At 71.9% G+C, this 20,481-nt stretch carries 21 protein-coding genes; 12 read left to right on the forward strand and 9 right to left on the reverse strand.

The window, feature by feature from the left end; all coding sequences use genetic code 11:
• Positions 1–62: 62 nt before the first annotated feature.
• On the reverse strand, positions 63–1,319 hold the full coding sequence (locus tag ACFUUZ_RS06295) for an RNA polymerase sigma factor (RefSeq protein WP_378693103.1): 1,257 nt from the start codon (positions 1,317–1,319) through the stop codon (positions 63–65).
• Positions 1,319–1,735 carry a YciI family protein gene (locus ACFUUZ_RS06300; protein ID WP_378693104.1) on the reverse strand — a complete coding sequence of 139 codons (417 nt, stop codon included), beginning with the start codon at positions 1,733–1,735 and terminating at the stop codon, positions 1,319–1,321. Before ACFUUZ_RS06300 ends, ACFUUZ_RS06295 begins: the two co-directional genes overlap by 1 nt.
• A gap of 255 nt (positions 1,736–1,990) precedes the next feature.
• On the opposite strand from ACFUUZ_RS06300, the gene ACFUUZ_RS06305 reads away from it, so the two are divergent.
• The 9 genes from ACFUUZ_RS06305 (at position 1,991) to ACFUUZ_RS06345 (ending at position 9,379) form a co-directional block, all read left to right on the forward strand.
• Positions 1,991–2,770: a helix-turn-helix transcriptional regulator gene (locus tag ACFUUZ_RS06305; protein WP_378693151.1), complete on the forward strand. Its 780-nt coding sequence runs from the start codon at positions 1,991–1,993 to the stop codon at positions 2,768–2,770.
• The gene (gene sufB, locus ACFUUZ_RS06310) at positions 2,767–4,203 is read left to right on the forward strand and encodes a Fe-S cluster assembly protein SufB (RefSeq protein ID WP_378693106.1); all 1,437 of its coding nucleotides are present in this window, start codon (positions 2,767–2,769) and stop codon (positions 4,201–4,203) included. Before ACFUUZ_RS06305 ends, sufB begins: the two co-directional genes overlap by 4 nt.
• On the forward strand, positions 4,203–5,378 hold the full coding sequence (gene sufD, locus ACFUUZ_RS06315) for a Fe-S cluster assembly protein SufD (RefSeq protein ID WP_378693108.1): 1,176 nt from the start codon (positions 4,203–4,205) through the stop codon (positions 5,376–5,378). Before sufB ends, sufD begins: the two co-directional genes overlap by 1 nt.
• Before the next feature lie 32 nt (positions 5,379–5,410).
• A complete protein-coding gene (sufC, locus tag ACFUUZ_RS06320; protein ID WP_378693110.1) occupies positions 5,411–6,181 on the forward strand; it encodes a Fe-S cluster assembly ATPase SufC in 771 nt (256 codons plus the stop codon).
• A gap of 1 nt (position 6,182) precedes the next feature.
• Positions 6,183–7,439 (forward strand): cysteine desulfurase, encoded by a 1,257-nt coding sequence (locus ACFUUZ_RS06325; protein ID WP_378693112.1) that lies wholly within the window; start codon positions 6,183–6,185, stop codon positions 7,437–7,439.
• Positions 7,440–7,442: 3 nt separating this feature from the next.
• Complete coding sequence (gene sufU, locus ACFUUZ_RS06330; RefSeq protein ID WP_357024214.1) at positions 7,443–7,904, forward strand: Fe-S cluster assembly sulfur transfer protein SufU; 462 nt, start codon at positions 7,443–7,445, stop codon at positions 7,902–7,904.
• Positions 7,901–8,266 (forward strand): metal-sulfur cluster assembly factor, encoded by a 366-nt coding sequence (locus ACFUUZ_RS06335; protein WP_378693114.1) that lies wholly within the window; start codon positions 7,901–7,903, stop codon positions 8,264–8,266. The genes sufU and ACFUUZ_RS06335 overlap by 4 nt, the downstream gene beginning before the upstream one ends.
• Positions 8,267–8,332: 66 nt before the next feature.
• Entirely contained in the window at positions 8,333–8,815 is a 483-nt protein-coding gene (locus tag ACFUUZ_RS06340; RefSeq protein ID WP_378693116.1) for a DUF4189 domain-containing protein, read from the forward strand.
• Between the two features lie 63 nt (positions 8,816–8,878).
• Positions 8,879–9,379: a GNAT family N-acetyltransferase gene (locus tag ACFUUZ_RS06345; protein ID WP_378693118.1), complete on the forward strand. Its 501-nt coding sequence runs from the start codon at positions 8,879–8,881 to the stop codon at positions 9,377–9,379.
• 138 nt (positions 9,380–9,517) lie between these two features.
• On the opposite strand, the gene ACFUUZ_RS06350 is transcribed toward ACFUUZ_RS06345, so the two are convergent.
• Positions 9,518–10,885: an FAD-dependent oxidoreductase gene (locus tag ACFUUZ_RS06350; RefSeq protein WP_378693120.1), complete on the reverse strand. Its 1,368-nt coding sequence runs from the start codon at positions 10,883–10,885 to the stop codon at positions 9,518–9,520.
• Between the two features lie 86 nt (positions 10,886–10,971).
• On the opposite strand from ACFUUZ_RS06350, the gene ACFUUZ_RS06355 reads away from it, so the two are divergent.
• Complete coding sequence (locus ACFUUZ_RS06355; RefSeq protein WP_378693122.1) at positions 10,972–11,538, forward strand: TetR/AcrR family transcriptional regulator; 567 nt, start codon at positions 10,972–10,974, stop codon at positions 11,536–11,538.
• 18 nt (positions 11,539–11,556) lie between these two features.
• Entirely contained in the window at positions 11,557–12,273 is a 717-nt protein-coding gene (locus ACFUUZ_RS06360; RefSeq protein WP_378693124.1) for a siderophore-interacting protein, read from the forward strand.
• Here the strand turns inward: ACFUUZ_RS06360 and ACFUUZ_RS06365 are convergent.
• The 6 genes from ACFUUZ_RS06365 to ACFUUZ_RS06390 form a co-directional block, all read right to left on the reverse strand.
• Entirely contained in the window at positions 12,248–12,862 is a 615-nt protein-coding gene (locus ACFUUZ_RS06365) for a dihydrofolate reductase family protein (protein ID WP_378693126.1), read from the reverse strand. The two genes, ACFUUZ_RS06360 and ACFUUZ_RS06365, sit on opposite strands and share 26 nt — an antisense overlap.
• Before the next feature lie 134 nt (positions 12,863–12,996).
• Complete coding sequence (locus tag ACFUUZ_RS06370; protein WP_378693128.1) at positions 12,997–14,529, reverse strand: acyl-CoA synthetase; 1,533 nt, start codon at positions 14,527–14,529, stop codon at positions 12,997–12,999.
• A 91-nt stretch (positions 14,530–14,620) separates the two neighbouring features.
• A complete protein-coding gene (locus ACFUUZ_RS06375; protein WP_378693130.1) occupies positions 14,621–15,304 on the reverse strand; it encodes a hypothetical protein in 684 nt (227 codons plus the stop codon).
• Between the two features lie 2 nt (positions 15,305–15,306).
• Positions 15,307–16,596: an acyl-CoA dehydrogenase family protein gene (locus ACFUUZ_RS06380; RefSeq protein ID WP_378693132.1), complete on the reverse strand. Its 1,290-nt coding sequence runs from the start codon at positions 16,594–16,596 to the stop codon at positions 15,307–15,309.
• A gap of 2 nt (positions 16,597–16,598) precedes the next feature.
• A complete protein-coding gene (locus tag ACFUUZ_RS06385; RefSeq protein WP_378693134.1) occupies positions 16,599–17,372 on the reverse strand; it encodes a TetR/AcrR family transcriptional regulator in 774 nt (257 codons plus the stop codon).
• Positions 17,369–18,112 carry an SDR family NAD(P)-dependent oxidoreductase gene (locus ACFUUZ_RS06390; RefSeq protein WP_378693136.1) on the reverse strand — a complete coding sequence of 248 codons (744 nt, stop codon included), beginning with the start codon at positions 18,110–18,112 and terminating at the stop codon, positions 17,369–17,371. The genes ACFUUZ_RS06385 and ACFUUZ_RS06390 overlap by 4 nt, the downstream gene beginning before the upstream one ends.
• Before the next feature lie 141 nt (positions 18,113–18,253).
• On the opposite strand from ACFUUZ_RS06390, the gene ACFUUZ_RS06395 reads away from it, so the two are divergent.
• On the forward strand, positions 18,254–20,443 hold the full coding sequence (locus ACFUUZ_RS06395; RefSeq protein WP_378693138.1) for a malate synthase G: 2,190 nt from the start codon (positions 18,254–18,256) through the stop codon (positions 20,441–20,443).
• Positions 20,444–20,481 lie beyond the last annotated feature (38 nt).

The raw sequence follows: 20,481 nt of genomic DNA on the forward strand, positions 1-20,481 counted from the left end.
CAGCGTAGTCAAAGGATCAGGTGTCGACGGCTTCGCCTGCGCGTCGGTCCCTGGTGCGCGGCTCACACCTCGGCGGCGCGGCGGAGCAGGACCTCGCGCTCGCGGGCGTTGCCGGTCATGGCCGCGGCCGACTCCAGGGCGGCGCGCGCCTCGGTCGAGCGGCCGAGCCGGGCGAGCAGCTCGCCACGGGTGGCGGGGAGCAGGTGGTAGCGGTCGAGCTTGCCGCCCGCGTCCAGCGCGTCCAGGATGCGCAGGGCCGCCGCGGGGCCGGTGGCCATGGCGACGGCGGCGGCGCGGTTCAGTTCGACCACCGGGTTGGGGGCGATCCGGCCCAGTGCCTCGTAGAGCAGGACGATGCGCTCCCAGTCGGTCTCGTCCACCGCGGCGGCGACGGCGTGGCACTCGGCGATCGCCGCCTGCAGCGCGTACTTCCCGCGGCCACGGCGCAGCGCGTCGCCCCTGGCGAGCGCCGCCCGGCCGCGGGTGATGGCGCCGCGCTCCCAGCGGGTGCGGTCCTGGTCGGCCAGCAGCACGGGGTCGCCGTTGCGGTCGAGGCGGGCAGGGAAGCGGGCCGCGGTCAGCTCCATGAGCGCGACCAGGCCGTGCGCCTCCGGCTCGTCGGGGACCAGCTCGGCCAGGACCCTGGCCAGCCGGAGCGCCTCGCGGCTCAGCTCGGGGCGCATCCAGTCGGTGCCGCGGCTCGCGGCGTAGCCCTCGTTGAACATCAGGTAGAGCACCGCGAGGACGCCGGCGAGCCGCTGCCCGAACTCACCGCGCGGCGGCAGCTCGAAGGGGACGTTCGCGGCGGCGAGGGTCTTCTTGGCGCGCACGATGCGCTGCTGCACGGCGGGGGTGGAGATCAGGCAGGCGCGGGCGATCTCCTCGCCGGTGAGGCCGCCGACCACGCGCAGCGTCAGCGCCACCTGCGCCTGCCTGGCCAGCACCGGGTGGCAGGAGATGAAGATCAGGCCGAGCACGTCGTCGTCGATCCGGTCCGGGTCCCACGGCGAACCGGTCCAGTGCTCCTCCTCGGGCTCGCCTTCGCGCAGCTCCGCGCCGAGCACGGTGACCCGCGCGTCGTGCCGCTCCGCCCGGCGCAGCACATCGATCGCCTTGCGCCGGGCGACGGTGGTGAGCCAGGCGCCGGGGTTCTCCGGCACGCCGCGCTCCGGCCACTGCGTGAGCGCGTCGGCCAGCGCCTCCTGGGCGGCGTCCTCGGCCAGGCCGAAGTCGCCGAGCGAGCGGGTCAGGGCCGCCACGATGCGCGCGGACTCCATCCGCCACACCGCGGCGACCCGGCCCTGAACCGTCTGATTCATCAGGAGTTCTCGGCCTCGGCCCGCCAGACCTTCTCCTTCTCGATCCACTCGTTGTCGGCCGGGAAGTCCTCGACGCCCGCGATCCGGCGCACCTCGAGCTTGTTCCCCTTGCCGAGCGGCGCCTTGCGCGCCCACTCCGCGGCCTCCTCGGCCGAGGCGACGTCGAGGATCCAGAAGCCGTTGAACAGCTCCTTGGTCTCGCCGTACGGGCCGTCGGTGATCAGCGGCTCGTCGTCGGTGAACTCCACGACGAAGCCCTCGGCGGCGTCGGTCAGGCCGTCGCCACCCGCCAGCACCCCCGCCTTGATCATGGACTCGTTGAAGGCACCCATCTCGGCGATGATCTGCTCGAAATCCACCTCGGCCGATGCGGCGAGCGCCTCGTCGGTGGTCCGCATGATCAGCATGTACTTCACGGTTCTCCGCCTCTCTGTGGGGATCGTGTCTCGACCCTCTCACCCACTGCGTCGAACGGCAGCCGGGCAGATCGACACGCTCCGCGAAAATATTTTCGCGATGTGGCGTTCGTCGCACCGCAGCCGCCGAAAAGCGGGCGAATCGGGCGATTGGCCACACTAACGGCAGGTCCGCTCGGAGGCCCGATGAACCAGCTCAGGGCACCCTTATTAGATTTCGGGAAGTAATTCCGCCACACTTGTGTTGTGAAAACCGTGGATTTGCGGAGCGACGACGACGGATCCGGCCGCCCGGCCGGCGCCGCGCCCGCCGCTGTCCCGGTCGAGGGGCAGACGCGGGCCGCCATCGTGCAGCTGCTGCTGGAGGAGGGGCCGATCACGGCCACCGCCGTCGGCAGCCGGCTGGGTCTCACCCCCGCGGGGGTGCGCAGGCACCTGGACGCGCTGATCGACTCCGGGCAGGCGCGGGCCAGCCGCTCGGCGCCGTGGCAGCAGAAGGGCCGCGGCCGTCCGGCCAAGCAGTTCCAGCTCACCGCGGCGGGTCGCGGGCGGATGGGACACGCCTACGACGACCTGGCGGGCGCCGCCATGCGGCGGCTGCGTACGCTCGGCGGCCAGCAGGCCATCCAGGATTTCGCGCGCGACCGGGTCGAGGCCATCGTGGGCGAGGTCGAGCCGCTGGCGCAGGACGACCGGCGCGATGCCGGTGAGATCACGGAGAAGGCCGAGGAGATCGCGGGCGCCTTCGCGGGCGCCGGTTTCGCGGCCACCACCAGGAAGGTCGGTGCGGGTGTGCAGATCTGCCAGCACCACTGCCCGGTCGCGCACGTGGCGGAGGAGTTCCCCGAGCTGTGCGAGGCCGAGCTGACGGCCTTCCGGGAGCTGCTCGGCACCCACGTGCAGCGCCTGGCGACCATCGCCAACGGCGACTGCGCCTGCACCACCCACGTTCCGCTGCTCGTACGCGCACCGAAAGCCACCGCCGCCCAGCCCGCGGCGGTCACTACCGAGAACTCCGGAAGGAGTGCCGAATGACGACGACCACCGACCAGGTGCAGCCGCTATCCCAGGAGGAGACCATCGCGTCCCTGGGTAACTACGGCTATGGCTGGGCCGATTCGGACGTGGCGGGCGCCGCCGCGCAGCGCGGGCTCTCCGAGGCCGTCGTGCGCGACATCTCGGGCAAGAAGAGCGAGCCGGAGTGGATGCTGGAGACCCGCCTGAAGGCGCTCCGCATCTTCGACCGCAAGCCCATGCCGAACTGGGGCTCCCAGCTCGACGGCATCGACTTCGACAACATCAAGTACTTCGTGCGCTCCACCGAGAAGCAGGCCGCCTCCTGGGAGGACCTGCCGGAGGACATCAAGAACACCTACGACAAGCTGGGCATCCCGGAGGCGGAGAAGCAGCGGCTGGTCGCGGGCGTCGCCGCGCAGTACGAGTCCGAGGTCGTCTACCACCAGATCCGCGAGGACCTGGAGCAGCAGGGCGTCATCTTCCTGGACACCGACACCGGCCTCAAGGAGCACCCGGAGATCTTCCAGGAGTACTTCGGCTCGGTCATCCCCGCGGGCGACAACAAGTTCTCCGCGCTGAACACCGCGGTGTGGTCCGGCGGCTCCTTCATCTACGTGCCGCCCGGCGTGCACGTGGACATCCCGCTGCAGGCCTACTTCCGGATCAACACCGAGAACATGGGGCAGTTCGAGCGCACCCTGATCATCGTCGACGAGGGCGCCTACGTGCACTACGTCGAGGGCTGCACCGCGCCGATCTACAAGTCCGACTCGCTGCACTCCGCGGTGGTCGAGATCGTGGTGAAGAAGGGCGGCCGCTGCCGCTACACCACCATTCAGAACTGGTCGAACAACGTCTACAACCTGGTCACCAAGCGGGCCAAGGCGGAGGCGGGCGCGACCATGGAGTGGATCGACGGCAATATCGGCTCCAAGGTCACCATGAAGTACCCGGCGGTCTGGATGACCGGCGAGCACGCCAAGGGCGAGGTGCTCTCCATCGCCTTCGCCGGCGAGGGCCAGCACCAGGACACCGGCGCGAAGATGCTGCACCTGGCGCCGCACACCTCCTCGACGATCGTGTCGAAGTCGGTGGCGCGCGGTGGCGGGCGGGCCTCCTACCGCGGCCTGGTCCAGGTGAACAAGGGCGCCTACGGCTCCAAGTCCACGGTGAAGTGCGACGCGCTGCTGGTGGACACGGTGAGCCGCTCGGACACCTACCCCTACGTCGACATCCGCGAGGACGACGTGACCATGGGCCACGAGGCGACCGTCTCCAAGGTCTCCGAGGACCAGCTCTTCTACCTCATGAGCCGCGGCCTCACCGAGGACGAGGCGATGGCGATGGTGGTCCGCGGCTTCGTGGAGCCGATCGCCAAGGAACTCCCCATGGAGTACGCGCTGGAGCTGAACCGGCTGATCGAGCTGCAGATGGAAGGGGCGGTCGGCTGATGCCCGCCGAGAACGTGGCCGAGGCCGTCGAAGTCCGTCCGGCGGTCAACAAGGGCGAGGTCTTCACCTCGTTCGATGTCGATGCCTTCGAGGTGCCCTCAGGCCGGGACGAGGCGTGGCGGTTCACGCCGATGCGCCGGTTGCGCGGGCTGCACGATGGCACCGCGACCCGCGACGGCAGCGCGACCGTCGAGGTGACGCCGGTCGACGGGGTGACGGTCGAGACCGTCGGGCGCGACGACGCTCGCCTCGGCGAGGCCGGTACCCCCGCCGATCGCGTCGCCGCGCAGGCGTACTCCGGCTTCGAGCAGGCCACCGTGCTGTCGGTGGGCGCCGAGGTCGAGGTCGCCGAGCCCGTCACCGTGACGGTCACCGGCCCGGGCGAGGGCCGCACCGCCTACGGCCACCTCCAGGTGCGGCTCGGCAACTTCGCCGCCGCCACCGTGGTGATCGATCTGCGCGGCAGCGGAACCTACGCGGAGAACGTGGAGTTCGTGCTCGGCGACAGCGCCCGGCTCACCGTGGTCGCGGTGCAGGACTGGGCCGACGACGCCGTGCACGCCACCGCGCACCACGCGCTGCTGGGCCGGGACGCCACGCTGCGGCACACCGCCGTCACGCTCGGCGGCGACCTGGTGCGGCTCACCGGCACCGTGCGCTACGCGGGCCCCGGCGGCGACGCCGAGCTGCTCGGGCTGTACTTCGCCGACGCGGGCCAGCACTTCGAGCAGCGGCTGCTGGTCGACCACGCGGTGCCGAACTGCAAGTCGAACGTGCTGTACAAGGGTGCGCTGCAGGGCGACCCGGACTCGCCGAAGGGCGACGCCCGCACCGTCTGGGTGGGCGACGTGCTGATCCGTGCCGCGGCCGAGGGCACCGACACCTTCGAGCTGAACCGCAACCTGGTGCTCACCGACGGCGCCCGCGCCGACTCGGTGCCGAATCTGGAGATCGAGACCGGCGAGATCCTCGGCGCCGGGCACGCCTCGGCCACCGGCCGGTTCGACGACGAGCAGCTCTTCTACCTGCGCGCCCGCGGCATCCCGGAGGACATCGCGCGCCGCCTCGTGGTGCGCGGCTTCTTCCACGAGATCATCCAGAAGATCGCGGTCCCCGAGGTGCGGGAGCGGCTGGAGGCGGCCATCGAGGCCGAGCTCGCCGCCATCGGCGCCTGACACCCGACCCCACAGCCCCCGAAGGACATTCGATGACCACCCTGGAAATCAAGGACCTGCACGCCGAGATCACGACCCCCGAGGGCGAGACCAAGGAGATCCTCAAGGGCGTGAACCTCACCGTGAAGTCCGGTGAGACGCACGCCATCATGGGCCCCAACGGCTCCGGCAAGTCCACCCTCTCCTACGCCATCGCCGGCCACCCCAAGTACACCGTGACCGCAGGCTCGATCACCCTGGACGGCGAGGACGTGCTCGCCATGTCGGTGGACGAGCGCGCCCGCGCCGGGCTCTTCCTCGCCATGCAGTACCCGGTCGAGGTGCCCGGCGTCTCCATGTCGAACTTCCTGCGCACCGCCGCCACCGCCGTCCGCGGCGAGGCGCCCAAGCTGCGGCACTGGGTCAAGGAGGTGAAGGAGTCGATGGGCGAGCTGGAGATCGACGCCGCCTTCGCCGAGCGCAGCGTGAACGAGGGCTTCTCCGGCGGTGAGAAGAAGCGGCACGAGATCCTGCAGCTCGGGCTGCTCAAGCCGAAGATCGCCATCCTGGACGAGACCGACTCCGGCCTGGACGTGGACGCGCTGCGGATCGTCTCCGACGGCGTCAACCGCTACCAGCAGCAGGAGAACGGCGGGGTGCTGCTGATCACGCACTACACCCGCATCCTGCGCTACATCCAGCCGGAGTTCGTGCACGTCTTCGTCGGCGGCCGGATCGTCGCCGAGGGCGGCGCCGAGCTCGCCGACGAGCTGGATGCCAATGGCTACGTCCGCTTCACCCAGACCGCGACCGCCGGAGCCTGAGATGACCGCAGCACCCGAGCGCGTGCTCGACGTGGCACGGATCCGGGCCGACTTCCCGATCCTGAGCCGCACGGTGCGCGACGGAAAACCGCTGGTGTACCTGGATTCCGGGGCGACAGCGCAGCGCCCGGAGGCGGTGCTCGACGCCGAGCGCGAGTTCCTGGTCACCCGGAACTCGGCGGTGCACCGGGGCGCGCACCAGCTGGCCGAGGAGGCCACCGACGCCTACGAGGGGGCGCGCGCCGACATCGCGCGCTTCGTCGGGGTGGACGTCGGCGAGATCGTGTTCACCAAGAACGCGACCGAATCGCTGAACCTGGTCACCTACGCCTTCGCCGACGACCGCTTCCCGTACCACGTCGGGCCGGGCGACGAGATCGTCATCACCGAGCTGGAGCACCACGCCAACCTGGTGCCGTGGCAGGAGCTGGCGCGGCGCACCGGGGCCACCCTGAAGTGGTACGGCGTGACCGACGACGGCCGGATCGACCTCGATTCGCTCGAGCTGTCGCCCGCCACCAAGGTGGTCGCCTTCACCCACCAGTCCAACGTCACCGGGGCGGTGGCGCCGGTGGAGGAGCTGGTGCGGCGGGCGAAGGCCGTCGGCGCGCTGGTGGTGCTCGACGCCTGCCAGTCGGTGCCGCACATGCCGGTCGACTTCCGCGCGCTCGGCGTGGATTTCGCCGCCTTCTCCGGGCACAAGATGCTCGGCCCCTCCGGCGTCGGCGTGCTCTTCGGGCGCCGCGCGCTGCTGGAGGAGACCCCGCCCTTCATCACCGGCGGCTCGATGATCGAGACCGTCACCATGGAGCGCAGCACCTACGCCCCGCCGCCGCAGCGCTTCGAGGCGGGCGTGCCGATGACCTCGCAGGTGGTCGGGCTCGGCGCGGCGGTGCGGTACCTGGAGGCCATCGGCATGGACGCCGTCGCCGCGCACGAGCATGCGCTGGTCGACGCCGCGCTGGCCGGGCTGTCCGGGATCGAGGGCGTGCGGATCGTCGGGCCCGCCGAGAACGTGGAGCGCGGCGGCGCGGTCGCCTTCGTGGTGGACGGCATCCACGCGCACGACGTCGGGCAGATCCTGGACGACCAGGGCGTCGCCATCCGGGTCGGGCACCACTGCGCCTGGCCGCTGCACCGGCGCTTCGGCGTCGCGGCGACGGCCCGCGCCTCCTTCGCGATCTACAACACCCTCGACGAGGTGGACGCGCTGGTGGCGGCGGTGCGGAAGGCCCGCGAGTTCTTCGGGGTTGCATAAGCCATGCGCATGGAGCAGATGTACCAGGAAGTGATCCTGGACCACTACAAGCATCCGCACCACCGCGGGCTGCGCGAGCCGTACGGCGCCGAGGTGCACCACGTCAACCCGACCTGCGGTGACGAGGTGACGCTGCGGGTCGCCATCGACGACGCCGGCGAGATCGCCGACGTCTCCTACGACGGCCAGGGCTGCTCGATCAGCCAGGCCAGCACCTCGGTCCTCACCGACCAGGTGATCGGGTTGCCGGTGCAGCAGGCGATGAAGGTGGTCGACTCGTTCAGCGAGATGATCTCCAGCCGCGGCACCGTCGAGGGGGACGAGGACGTGATCGGCGACGGCATCGCCTTCGCCGGGGTCGCCAAGTACCCCGCCCGCGTCAAGTGCGCCCTGCTGGGCTGGATGGCGTTCAAGGACGCGGTGGTGCGCATCGAGGATCAGCAATCGAAGGGAAGCGGGTCATGACCGAGACACCCGACACCAGCACGCCCGCGGCCGAGCTCTCGGCCGAGGACAGCAAGCTGCTCGAGGACCTCGAGGAGGCGATGCGCGACGTCGTCGACCCCGAGCTCGGCATCAACGTCGTCGACCTCGGGCTGGTCTACGGCCTCAAGGTGGAGGAGGACGTCGCCGTGCTCGACATGACGCTGACCTCCGCCGCCTGCCCGCTCACCGACGTCATCGAGGACCAGTCGCGCAATGCGCTGGTGCGCAGCGGGCTGGTCGAGGACCTGAAGATCAACTGGGTCTGGATTCCGCCGTGGGGGCCGGACAAGATCACCGACGACGGCCGCGAGCAGCTGCGCGCGCTCGGCTTCACCGTCTAGAAGGTTCTGCGCGGCAGCGATTTCCGCCGCTGGACAACCGGGAGCGCCGCGAGGATGATTCTCGCGGTGCTCCTCGTCGGTGAGGGGCCGCTGATGGAGGTCCGCCCCGTGTCCCTGCCGCCGCTGTCCCGCTCGGTCGCCGGAGTCGTCGCCACCACGGCGGCGCTGCTCGGCGCCGGAGTCTCCGCCCCGGCCGCCGCGGTACCGCCGAAGGGGCTGTACTACGGCACCGTCTCGCTCTCCGACTCGACCGGCGTCGTCGCCATCACCACCGACCACCGGAGCTATGTCGCCGCCGATGCCGAGGCGATCAAGAACTGCGGGGTCTACGACTGCCGGATCGTGCTGCAGTACACCGACGGCTGCGCCGCCGTCGCGCGCGGCGCGGACGGGCGCTTCGGCTGGGCGGCGGCGCCGTCGCTCGCCGAGGCGGAGGGTGCGGCCGTCGCCGGGCTCGGCGAGGTCGCGCCGCCCTTCCCCGATCTCGGCAGCGCCGCGCCGCGACCCGCCGGGCTGGTCGGCTCCGCCTGCACCCGCAACGCGTCCTGACCCGACCCGCCGGGAAGGGGGGTCGGTTTGCTTGAACGTCGCTCCGCTGCCGATCATGGTTCCGTGCTGGTTTCCGATGGTGTGATCGCCCTGCGTCCGATCGCGGTGACCGATGTCGAGGCGCACCTCGCGGGCGCGGACTCCGCGCTGACCCGGCTCTGGCCGGAGCTCGGCGCGGCGGAATCGGCGACCGAGCGCTTCGCGGAGAGCGCCGCGGCCTGGGCGGCGGACGGCGCGACCCGGCTCTTCGCCGTCACCGAACTCCCCGCCGCCGAGCTCATCGGGCTGCTCGACATCCGGTTGGCCCGGCCCTACCTGGCCAAGGGGCAGGCCAGCATCGAGTACGGCGTGTACCCCGACCGCCGCGGTCGCGGCCTCGCCACCCGCGCCGTCATCCTCGGCTGCCGATACCTCGCCGCGCTCGGCGCCGTCGAGGAGGCGGTGATCCGGGTCGACCCCGGGCACACCTCCTCGGTCGCCGTCGCCCGCCGGGCACGCTTCCGCTACAGCCACAGCGCCACCGACGGGGACGAGCGGGTGGACTGGTACCTCCAGGCCATCTGAGCCCCGCGCCGCGCGGGGTCCGGCGGGTGCGCCCCGCGGCTGCGAATATCGTCGGGCCGACCGCGGTGACTCGTTCGCTCCGGCTGCGCCACACGGCTCCGGCCGCTCGTGCGGGTCACCGGGGCGGCCCGACCCCGCTCAGGCCGTCCTGACGGTGAGCGCGCGGGTGATGCCACCGCCCGCGGTGCGCAGCGCGGACTCGAGCAGCGCGCCCGCGCTGGCGGCGCCGATGCGGGCCAGCAGCTCCGGCGTGAGCAGGGAGGACGGCCGCTCGACCAGCCCGATCACCTGGAAGAGCGCCGCGGCGACCCGCGGGTCGCGCTCGGCGGCGATCAGGATCGGGTCCAGCGCCGCGACCGCCGCCCGGGCAACCGGCCCCTCCGGCGTCACGTGCGGCATGGCCCCGTCGGCGGCGACCGTGAGCTGCCAGGCGTGGTCGATCTCCGGCCGCACCGCCCGGTAGAAGCGGCGCGCCAGATCCCCGGTGCCGCTTTCGAGCACGGTGCGCAGCACCGCCATCTGGATCGCCGCCACCGTCATCCCCTGCCCGTACACCGGGCTGAAGCTGCACAGCGTGTCGCCGGTGACCAGCAGCCCGTCCGGGAACGCGGAAAGCCGCTCGTACCGGCGGCGCAGGTTCGCCTTGTACCGGAACGAAGCCGACGGGTCGGGGTACTCGGCCCGCGCCAGCGCGTCGACCACATCGGCGGGCGCGAAATGCGCCGCGTACGAAGCGAATTCCGCCGTGTCGACCGGCGGTTTCTCCCCACCGAACCCGATCAGCGTCACGATGTGCCGCCCGCCCTCCACCGCGAACATCGCCAGCGCCCGCGGCGGCGCCGTCCGCACCCCCGCGGTGATGCTCAGCTCCCCGGCCAGCGCCCCGGCAGGAAGCCGGGCGAACGCGCTGGTGTACACGATGTCGATCGGCGTCCCCTCCGCGGCGGGCGGTGCGTACCCGAACCGCTCCAGCCACGAGTTCACCGCGCTGCCCCGCCCCATCGAGGCCACCACCAGGTCGGCATCGAGCCGCCGATCACCGTCGCCGTCCCGCACCAGCACCCCGGTGACCCGCCCGCCGCGCGGGTCGTGGGAGAGATCCAGCGCCGCGACCCCGTCCCGGATCTCCACCCCCGGCAGCGCCGCCACCCGCGCCCGTACGTGGTGCTCCAGGTGCGGCCTGCTCGCCTGCAGCGCCACGTGCCCGGTCGCCGCCCTGGCCAGTTGGTGTCCGGCCACCGCGAACCGCACCTGCTCCAGCGCCGCGCACTCCACCGCCCCCGACGCCACCAGCTCCGCGCGCAGCCCCGGGAAGAACTCCTCCAGCAGCGCGGCCCCGCGCGGCAGCAGCCCGTGCACGTGCTTCCCCTGCGGCACCCCCCGCCGCGCCCGTGGCTGCTCCGGCAACCGGTCCCGCTCCAGCACCGTCACCCGGTCGAAGTGCTCGGAGAGCACCCGCGCGGCCAGCAGCCCGCCCATTCCCGCGCCGAGCACGATCGCGTGCATGCCGGACCTCCCTGATCACCGAACTGAGACTGATCGACCATAGAGTCTCATATGGCCCGGCGGCAAGAGCCGGGCATAATGACCCCGTGACCCGGAATGCCGAGCTCCTGGAGCAGACCGCCCTGGAGATGATGGGCGAGATCGGTCTCGACGCGCTCACCCTCGCCGCGGTGGCCGAGCGCGCGGGCGTCTCCCGCGCCACCGCCTACCGCGAGTTCGGCGACAAGAACGGCATGATCGGCGCCGTCGCCCGCGCCGAGGTCGCGGCCATGATCGCGCGCGGCTACCGCGAGGTCGATCTCTTCGCCCCGCTCCGGGAAGTCGTGCACGCCGCCGTCCGCTTCGCCCTCGCCCACCTGCGCGGCCACCCCGTCATCCGCCGCGTCCGCGACCACGAACCCCGCTGGCTACTCGATGTCGCCATCGCGCACCGGGACTCGTCCACCACGCTGCTCGACACGGTGAGCGCCTTCGTCACCCCGATCGTCGGCGCCCGCCCCGACGCCTCCGACCTCGCGGTACCACCGGAGCAGGCCGCCGAGATCATCGTCCGCATCGTGCTCTCGCACATTCTCATTCCAGGGAGCGGGCTCTCCGACGACGAAGTCGCCGCCACCGCGGTGCGCGCGGTGCTGCGCGCTGGGGACGGCTAGTTAGGCTACCCTGACTTCATGAGCAAGGGTCTCGAAGGCCTCATGATGCGGGCCTACCGCGCGGACAACTACAAGCTCACCGTCACCTCGGTCAGCCCCGTCACGGACAAGTACATCCGGGTCGGGTTCACCGCGGGCGGGTTGCTCGCCGACTACCCGGTGCACCCGACCCAGTGGATTCGGCTCTGGTTCGACGACGGCAAGGGCAACTTCCGGCAGCGCGGGTACACGCTGGTCGATCAGGATCCGGCGAACGACTCCTTCGGTGTGGAGTTCGCGCTGCATCACGGCCCCGCCTCGGTGTGGGCGGCGAACGCACAGGTGGGGGAGGTGCTGGAGGCGTCGGCGATGAAGAATGTCGGGGCGTCGAACTTCACGATCCCGGAGCCGGTGCCCGCCGAGTTCGTGCTGTTCGGCGACACCGCCTCGCTGCCCGCCGTCAATTCGCTGCTGAGCGCGCTCGGGGACACACCGGCGCGGGTGTGGCTGGAGTGGCAGTACGAGTCCGACCCGACGCTGCCGGTGCACGCGGGCCCGAACCACGAGGTCACCTGGGTGCAGCGGGTGGACGACGGGCGGCTGCTGCGCGAGGCGGCCGAGCAGATCGCCTGCAAGCCGGACACGTTCGGCTGGGTGGCCTGTGACGGGCGCACCACCCGTTCGATCGTGAAGACGCTCAAAGGCAAGCACGGGCTGGGGAAGGATTCGATCAAGTACCAGGCGTACTGGAAGTGACCCGCTCGTAGACGAGGTGGCAGGCATTGCCGGAGGGGCGCACCGCGCGCTGCCGGTAGTGGCTGCGGGCGCCGGGCCGGAACAGCGGGGTGCCGCCGCCGAGGATCAGCGGCGCCAGGTGCAGCCGCAGCTCGTCCACCAGCCCGGCCTCCAGCGCGCGGCCGACCAGCTCGCCGCCGCCCATGAGCACCACCGCGCGGTCGCCCGCTACCGCGGCGGCCTGCTCGAGCGCGGCCGACGGGGAATCGACGAAGGTGATACGCAGCCCGACTTCGCGCACCAGCCTGCTCTCGGCCGGCGGCTCGCTGGTCACCACGAAGAACGGGGGCGTGCCCGCCTCCTGCGCGCCGTACCCCATCTCGGTCGTCCAGCCGCCGGGGCCCTCGACCACGTCGTAGAGCCCGCGGCCCATGATCACGGCGCCGGTGAGCGCGGTGGCGGCGCGCAGGATCTCGCGGTCCACCTCGTCCTGCTCGGTCACCCAGGCGTGCAGCTCCTCGGCGTCGCCGAGCCCGCGGCCGGGTCCCGCGCCCACCCCGGTCACGTAGCCGTCCATGGACATGGTGATGTCGGCGATCACGGTCGTCATGCGCTCCTCCTCGGTCCGTTGTCAGTGCAGACCGACCGGGGCGCGGCGATTCATCGCCCGCGCGCGGGCGCCGCCGCGCTCCGGGTAGCCGCGCCGCCGCGGGCGTACCGAACGCCGCTGTCCGGCGGCGCCGGCTACGCGTACCGCGCGCGCAACTTCCCCTTGACCAGCTTCCCGGTGGGCGTGCGCGGCAGATCGTCGGAGAAGTCGACGGTGCGCGGCACCTTGTAGTGCGCGATCCGCTCGCGCAGGTACCCGCGCAGCTCGTCGGCGAGTTCCTGGCCGGGCTCGGCGCCGGGGGCGGGTTGCACGACGGCGAGCACCGACTCGCCCATCTCCTCGTCCGGCACCCCGATCACCGCCACGTCCAGCACCTTCGGGTGCAGCGCCAGCGCGTCCTCCACCTCCTGCGGGTAGATGTTCACGCCCCCGGAGATGATCATGAACGCCTTGCGGTCGGTGAGGAAGAGGAAGCCGTCCTCGTCCAGGTAGCCGATGTCGCCGGTGGTGGTCCAGGTCGGCTGCGCCGGGTGCACCGCCTCGGCGGTCTTGGCCGGGTCGTTGTGGTAGGCGAAGGGCACTTCTTCGCGCTCGAAGTAGACCGTGCCGATCTCGCCGACCGGCAGCTCGGCGCCGTCGTCGCCGCAGATCCGGATGGTGCCGAGCCCGGCGGTGCCCACCGAACCGGGCTTGCGCAGCCACTGCTCGCTGTCGATGAAGGTGGCGCCGTTGGCCTCGGTGGAGGCGTAGTACTCGAACAGGATCGGGCCCCACCACTCGATCATCGCCCGCTTGACCGCCACCGGGCACGGCGCCGCCGCGTGCACCGCGACCCGCAGGCTCGACACGTCGTACTTCGACCGGATGGCCGGGTCCAGCTTGAGCATGCGCACGAACATGGTCGGCACCCACTGGCTGTGCGTCACCCGGTATTGCTCGATCGCGGCCAGCGCCTGCTCGGCGTCGAACCTCCGCATGATCACCAGCGTCCCGCCGAGGGCGTGCACGACGCCGCCGAAGCGCAGCGGCGCCGCGTGGTAGAGCGGCGCGGGGGACAGGTAGACGGTGTCGCTGTCGAAGCCGTAGAGCGGGCCGAAGATGGCGGTGTAGGTGTCGCCGGGGGCATCGCCGACCTGTCGCTCCGGGAGCGGCTGCCGGATGCCCTTCGGCCGCCCCGTCGTGCCGGACGAGTACAGCATGTCCGCGCCGCGCGGCTCGTCGTCCCTCGGCTCCGCCGACGCGGCCGCCAGCGCCGCCTCGTACGACCCGAACCCCGCGACCTCCCCGCCGAACGCCAGCCGCAGCTCGACCGCGGGCGTCTGCGGCAGCACCTCCGCCGCGACCTCGGCGAGCTCCGCGGAGACGATCAGCGCCCGCGCCCCGCAGTCGTTCACGATGTAGGCGATCTCGGGCGCGGAGAGGTGCCGGTTCACCGCCGTGATGTAAAGCCCGGATCGCAATGCGGCCCAGTACACCTCGTACACCTCGGGGTCGTTGCCGGAGAGCAGCGCGAGGTGGTCGCCGCGGCGCAGCCCGGCCTCGTGCAGGTGCCGCGCGAGCCGCACCGAGTTCTCCTCCAGCTCGCGATAGCTGAGCGTCTCCCCGGTTTCGGCCACCACCACCGCGGGCTTGTCCGGGAAACTGTCGACGTGTGCGCCGGGGTACATGCGGCTCCTCTGGGGCGAGCGGAGGGTGTGCTGTGCTGAGCGGAGAATAGCGGAAAGTGAACCGGGCTTCGTGGTCTTTGCGGGATGTTCGCTATCGGTCGAGGAGCCGCGACACCCCGTTGTCCGCCGCTGCGGTCCACCGCTCCGGATCGTCCGGGTCGATCCAGAGCCGGACCCGGTCGCCGACCGCGAGCGGCCGCGCGGGCACCTGCCGCGCGGGCAGGGTGAGCAGCCGCGACCCGTACTCGACGGTGACCCGGGTGAGCTTCGGGCTCGCGGTGCGCCGGAACGGCCCGAGCCCGTCGTCGACGATCGGCACCGCCACCTCCCGCCCGCGTGCGCGGAGCTCGGCGCGGCGCCTGCGCCGCCGGTCCGTGCGCAGGTGCGCGACGAGCGCGAGCACGGCGGTGAGCGCACCGGCGGCGAGCAGCGGCTCCGCGACCGGCGAGCCGCGCACCAGCAGCACGGAGCCCGCGGCGAGCGCCGCCGCGGCGCCGACTTCGAGCGGGCCGAGGACCGGGCCCGGCTTCGACCCGAGCGCGGCGTGCATCCGCCAGACGCCGGTGAGCAGCAGCGCCGGGAACAGGGTCCAGACCCCGCCGAGCAGCGCCAGGACCCAGATCGGCTCGGCGCCGACCACGGTGGCGCCGTGCGCGGCGAGACCGGCGGCGAGCACCGCCGCCACCAGCACCGCGCACTGGACGGCGGGTGCGGGCCCGCTGCCCCGCGCGGCGGCCATCCGGTCGCGCGGGGCCGGGTCGAGAGCCGCGTTCACCGCTACAGGTTGCCCACCGCGCGCTCCAGCCGCCGCGCGACCAGGTCGCGGGCGCGCTCGCGCAGCGCGGGGCGGTAGCCGGAGGGGTAGACCGGGTCGCCGGGGGCGTAGGTCTTCAGCACCTCGCGGGCGAGCGTGATCTTGTGCACCTCGGTGGGGCCGTCGGCCAACCCCATCACCTCGGCGTAGGTGAGCATGTCGACGAAGGGCAGGTCGTCGCTGACGCCGATGGCGCCGTGCAGGTGCAGCGCGCGCTGCGCGATGTCGTGCATGACCTTGGGCATGGCGACCTTGATCGCCGCGATGTCCTTGCGCACCTTCAGGTAGTCCCGCTCCCGGTCGATGCGCCACGCCGTGCGCAGCACCAGGAGCCGGAACTGCTCCATCTCGATCCAGCTGTCCGCGATCTTCTCCTGCGTCATCTGCAGCGAGCCGAGCGCGCCGCCGCGCACCTGCCGGGAGACGGCGCGCTCGCACAGCAGGTCGAAGGCCCGCCCGACCAGCGCGACCGTGCGCATGGCGTGGTGCACGCGGCCGCCGCCGAGCCGGGTCTGCGCCACCACGAAGCCCTGCCCGCGCTCGCCGAGCAGGTGGTCGGCGGGCACCCGGACGTCGGTGAAGCGCAGGTGCCCCTCGTGCTCGCTGAAGCCGCGCACGTGGAAGTTCTTCACGATCTCCAGCCCCGGCGTCCCCGCGGGCACGATGAACATGGACATGCCGCGGTAGGGGCCCGCCTCCGGGTCGGTCACCACCATGACGATGTGGAAGGCGGCGAAGGTGGCGTTGGAGTTGAACCACTTCTCCCCGTTGAGCACCCACTCGTCGCCGTCCCGCACCGCGCGGGCGGTGAAGAGCGTGGGGTCGGCGCCGCCGGTCGGCTCGGTCATGACGTAGCAGGAGCCGATCTCGCCCGCCAGCAGCGGCCGCAGCCAGCGCTCCTTCTGCTCCGGCGTGCCGTAGTGCGCAAGGATCTCGGCGTTACCGGAGTCCGGCGCCTGGCAGCCGAAGACCGAGGGAGCCCAGACCGAGGTGCCGAGCACCTCGTTGAGCAGCGCCAGCTTCAGCTGGCCGAAGCCGGGGCCGCCGAGCTCGGGGCCGAGGTGGCAGGCCCACAGCCCGCGCTCCCGCACCCGCTCCTGCAGCGGGCGCAGCAGCGCCATGGCCTCGGTGTCGGAGCGGTCGTAGGGGTTCGGGTAGAGCAGGTCGAGCGGCTCGACCTCGGTGCGGACGAACTCCGCGGCCCACTCCAGCTCTGCCCGGTACTCCGGATCGGTCTCGAAATCCCACGCCATGGTCAACCTTTCGTGCTGTCCCCGACGACCAGGCCGTCGAGCAGGGTGCCCGCCAGGATCTCGGCGATCTCGGCGGGGGTGTGCGGCCCGTGCGGGCGGTACCAGGAGGAGACGGTGTTCAGCATGCCGAGCACGCTGTTGGTGACCACGTGGTCGGCGGTGCGCAGCGCGCCCGCGGCGTACCCCGCGTCGAAGACCGCCTGCCAGCAGCGCTGCAGCCGGTCGCGCAGCTCCTGCAGGTCGGTGGCGCGGTCGCCGGTGAGCGCGGTGACGTCGCGCAGCTGCACCGCGACCTCGCGGCGGTGCTCGACGATCAGCGCGACGTGCGAGCGGATGAGCGCGCGCAGTGTCGGGATCGGTGCGTCGCCGCGGGCGCGGATCCGCTCGGCCTCGGTCAGCATGAGCGCGGTGTAGTCGCGCAGGATGTGCCACAGCAGCTCCTCCTTGGAGCCGATGTGGTAGTAGAGCGCGCCGCGCTGCACCCCGGCGGCGGCGCCGATCTCGGCCACCCCGGTGCCGTGGAAGCCGTTGCGTGCGAAGAGCTCCGTCGCGGCGCGGAGGATTCGCCGCCGGGTCTCCGCGGCGGGCGGTTCGGTGCCGGGCGGCCTGCCCCGCCGCCGTGCGGCCGCGGGATCGGCGGGCGCCCCGGCGGAGCCGCTTCCGCGCGCGGGTCCGCCGCCCGCGCGCGGGGCACGGGGGGCGCTGTCCGCCGCGGTGCCTCCTGCCCGCGTGCGCGCCGCGCCGCCGATTCGTGCCGCCGCTGCGGCGTCGCTCACCGCCACCCGCCGTCCAGCGCGAGCACCGCGCCGGTGACGAACCCCGACGCCGCCTCATCCGCGAGATACAGCGCGGCGCCGACGATCTCGCTCGGCGTCCCGACCCGCCCCAGCGTGCTGCGGCGCTCCAGCTCGGCGCGCAGCTCGTCCGGCCAGGCGGCGGCGATATCGGTGTCGAACGGCCCGCAGCGGATCGTATTGACCCGCACCGCCGGGCCGTAGGTCCGCGCCAGCCCGCCGGAGAGCGCCTCCAGCCCGGCCTTCGCGGCGGCGTAGGGCACCGCGTGCGGCTCCGGGTTCGTGGCCTCGATGGAGGAGATATTGATGATCGAGCCCCCGCCCGCCGCCGCCATCCGCGCGCCGATCAGCGCCCCGAGCCGGAACGGCCCCTTGAGGTTCACCGCGATCACCTTGTCGAACAGCGCCTCCGGCACCTCGGCCAGGCTCGGGTAGAGCGGCGAGGATCCCGCGTTGTTCACCAGCACGTCCACCCGCCCGAACTCGGCGTAGGCCGCCTCCACCAGCGCGTCGCACTGCTCCCAGTGGCTGACGTTGCAGGCCACCGGCAGCGCGCGGCGCCCGTGCTCGGCCCGGATCCGCTCGGCCACCGCGGCGCAGGACTCGATCCGCCGCCCGGCGAGCACCACGTCCGCCCCGGCCGCTGCGAAGGCCAGCGCCATCTCCGCGCCGAGCCCGCGGCCACCGCCGGTGACCAGTGCGACCTTGCCGTCCAGCGCCACTGCCGACCTCCCTAATGTTCCGACCAGTACATTAATCCGGCGCTGACTAGTATCAGGGGGGCGCGACCCCGGCGTGGCTTTTACCGGCGGGTAACATGACAGCGACTTTTTCCATCGGCCCTCTCGGAAGCGAGGCAGTAGATGACAGAGCGGGTTCAGGTCGGCGGACTCCAGGTGGCCGGCGTTCTCCATGCGTTCATCGAGAACGAGGCGCTGCCGGGGTCCGGCGTGGATTCGGCCGCGTTCTGGGCGGGCGCCGAGCGCGTGATCACCGAGTTCGCGCCGCGCAACCGCGCGCTGCTGGCCGAGCGGGACGAGATCCAGGGCAAGCTGGACGCCTGGCACAGCGAGCACCCGGGCGCGAACTACGACAAGGCCGCCTACAAGCAGTTCCTCACCGAGATCGGGTACCTGCGCCCCGAGCCCGCCGACTTCGAGGCGACCACGGCGAACGTGGACGACGAGATCGCGCTCACCGCGGGCCCGCAGCTGGTGGTGCCGGTGAGCAACGCGCGCTTCGCGATCAATGCCGCGAACGCCCGCTGGGGCTCGCTCTACGACGCGCTCTACGGCACCGACGCCATCCCGGAGACCGGCGGCGCCGAGAAGGGCTCCGGCTACAACCGGGTCCGCGGCGACAAGGTCATCGAGTGGGCGCGCAACTTCCTCGACGACTCGGTCACCCTGATCACCGGCTCGCACATCGGCTCCACCTCGTACCGGATCGTGGACGGCGAGCTCGAGGTCGGGTTGGAGGACGGCACCGAGATCGGCCTGGCCGACGCCTCGCAGCTCGTCGGCTACCTGGGCACCCCGGAGGCGCCGACCTCGGTGCTGCTGAAGCACAACGGCCTGCACATCGAGATCCAGATCGACCCGGAGTCGCCGATCGGCAGCACCGACACCGCGGGGATCAAGGACGTGGTGCTGGAGTCCGCGGTCACCACGATCATGGACTTCGAGGACTCGGTCGCCGCGGTCGACGCCGAGGACAAGGTGCTCTGCTACCACAACTGGCTCGGGCTGATGAAGGGCGATCTCGCCGAAGAGGTCAGCAAGGGCGGCAAGAGCTTCACCCGCACCATGAACCCGGACCGCGTCTACACCGCGCTGGACGGCTCCGAGCTCACCCTGCACGGCCGCTCGCTGCTCTTCGTGCGCAATGTCGGGCACCTCATGACCTCGGACGCCATTCTGGATTCCGAGGGCAACGAGGTGCCGGAGGGCATCCTGGACGGCCTGATCACCTCGCTCATCGCCAAGCACGCGCTGCGCGCCGACGCCGCGCTGAAGAACAGCCGCACCGGCTCGGTCTACATCGTCAAGCCGAAGATGCACGGCCCGGACGAGGTCGCCTTCACCAACGACCTCTTCGCCGCCGTCGAGGACGTGCTCGGCCTCGAGCGCAACACCCTCAAGGTCGGGATCATGGACGAGGAGCGCCGCACCACGGTCAACCTCAAGGCCGCCATCCAGGCCGCCGCCGCCCGCGTGGTCTTCATCAACACCGGCTTCCTGGACCGCACCGGCGACGAGATCCACACCTCCATGGAGGCCGGGCCGATGGTCCGCAAGGCCGACATGAAGGCGCAGCAGTGGATCAAGTCCTACGAGGACTGGAACGTCGACACCGGCCTCGCCGTCGGGCTGCGCGGCCGCGCGCAGATCGGCAAGGGCATGTGGGCCATGCCCGACCTCATGCGCGACATGCTGGAGCAGAAGATCGGCCACCCGAAGGCGGGCGCCAACACCGCCTGGGTGCCCTCGCCCACCGCCGCCACCCTGCACGCCACCCACTACCACCTGGTCGACGTGCTCGCCAGGCAGAAGGAGCTGGTCAAGGGCGGCCGCCGCGCCGACGTCGACCAGATTCTGCAGATCCCGCTCGCCGCCGAGCCGAACTGGAGCGACGAGGAGAAGCGCCAGGAGCTGGACAACAACTCGCAGTCCATCCTCGGCTACGTGGTGCGCTGGATCGACCACGGCGTCGGCTGCTCCAAGGTGCCCGACATCTCCGACGTCGCGCTCATGGAGGACCGCGCCACCCTGCGCATCTCCAGCCAGCTCATGGCGAACTGGCTGCGGCACGGCGTCGTCACCGAGGACGAGGTGGTGGCCAGCCTGGAGCGGATGGCCCCGGTCGTCGACCGGCAGAACGAGGGCGACCCGAGCTACCGCCCGCTGGCCCCCGACTTCGCGGGCAGCGTCGCCTTCCAGGCGGCGAAGGAGCTCATCCTGGAGGGCACGAAGCAGCCCAACGGCTACACCGAGCCGATCCTGCACCGGCGCCGCCGCGAGGCGAAGGCGCTGGCCGCCAAGAACGGCAGCTAGTTCTCCGCGAACGCCCCCGGCCGGAATCCGGCCGGGGG

Source organism: Nocardia sp. NPDC057353 (assembly GCF_042667085.1).
Lineage (GTDB): Bacteria > Actinomycetota > Actinomycetes > Mycobacteriales > Mycobacteriaceae > Nocardia.

Coding starts and splice junctions, on each gene's coding strand:
- ACFUUZ_RS06335 (WP_378693114.1), top strand. CDS start 7,901: ATGACCGAGACACCCGACACCAGCACGCCCGCGGCCGAGCTCTCGGCC.
- ACFUUZ_RS06350 (WP_378693120.1), bottom strand. CDS start 10,885: ATGCACGCGATCGTGCTCGGCGCGGGAATGGGCGGGCTGCTGGCCGCG.
- ACFUUZ_RS06295 (WP_378693103.1), bottom strand. CDS start 1,319: ATGAATCAGACGGTTCAGGGCCGGGTCGCCGCGGTGTGGCGGATGGAG.
- sufU (WP_357024214.1), top strand. CDS start 7,443: ATGCGCATGGAGCAGATGTACCAGGAAGTGATCCTGGACCACTACAAG.
- sufD (WP_378693108.1), top strand. CDS start 4,203: ATGCCCGCCGAGAACGTGGCCGAGGCCGTCGAAGTCCGTCCGGCGGTC.
- sufC (WP_378693110.1), top strand. CDS start 5,411: ATGACCACCCTGGAAATCAAGGACCTGCACGCCGAGATCACGACCCCC.
- sufB (WP_378693106.1), top strand. CDS start 2,767: ATGACGACGACCACCGACCAGGTGCAGCCGCTATCCCAGGAGGAGACC.
- ACFUUZ_RS06365 (WP_378693126.1), bottom strand. CDS start 12,862: ATGACGACCGTGATCGCCGACATCACCATGTCCATGGACGGCTACGTG.
- ACFUUZ_RS06380 (WP_378693132.1), bottom strand. CDS start 16,596: ATGGCGTGGGATTTCGAGACCGATCCGGAGTACCGGGCAGAGCTGGAG.
- ACFUUZ_RS06360 (WP_378693124.1), top strand. CDS start 11,557: ATGAGCAAGGGTCTCGAAGGCCTCATGATGCGGGCCTACCGCGCGGAC.
- ACFUUZ_RS06325 (WP_378693112.1), top strand. CDS start 6,183: ATGACCGCAGCACCCGAGCGCGTGCTCGACGTGGCACGGATCCGGGCC.
- ACFUUZ_RS06395 (WP_378693138.1), top strand. CDS start 18,254: ATGACAGAGCGGGTTCAGGTCGGCGGACTCCAGGTGGCCGGCGTTCTC.
- ACFUUZ_RS06370 (WP_378693128.1), bottom strand. CDS start 14,529: ATGTACCCCGGCGCACACGTCGACAGTTTCCCGGACAAGCCCGCGGTG.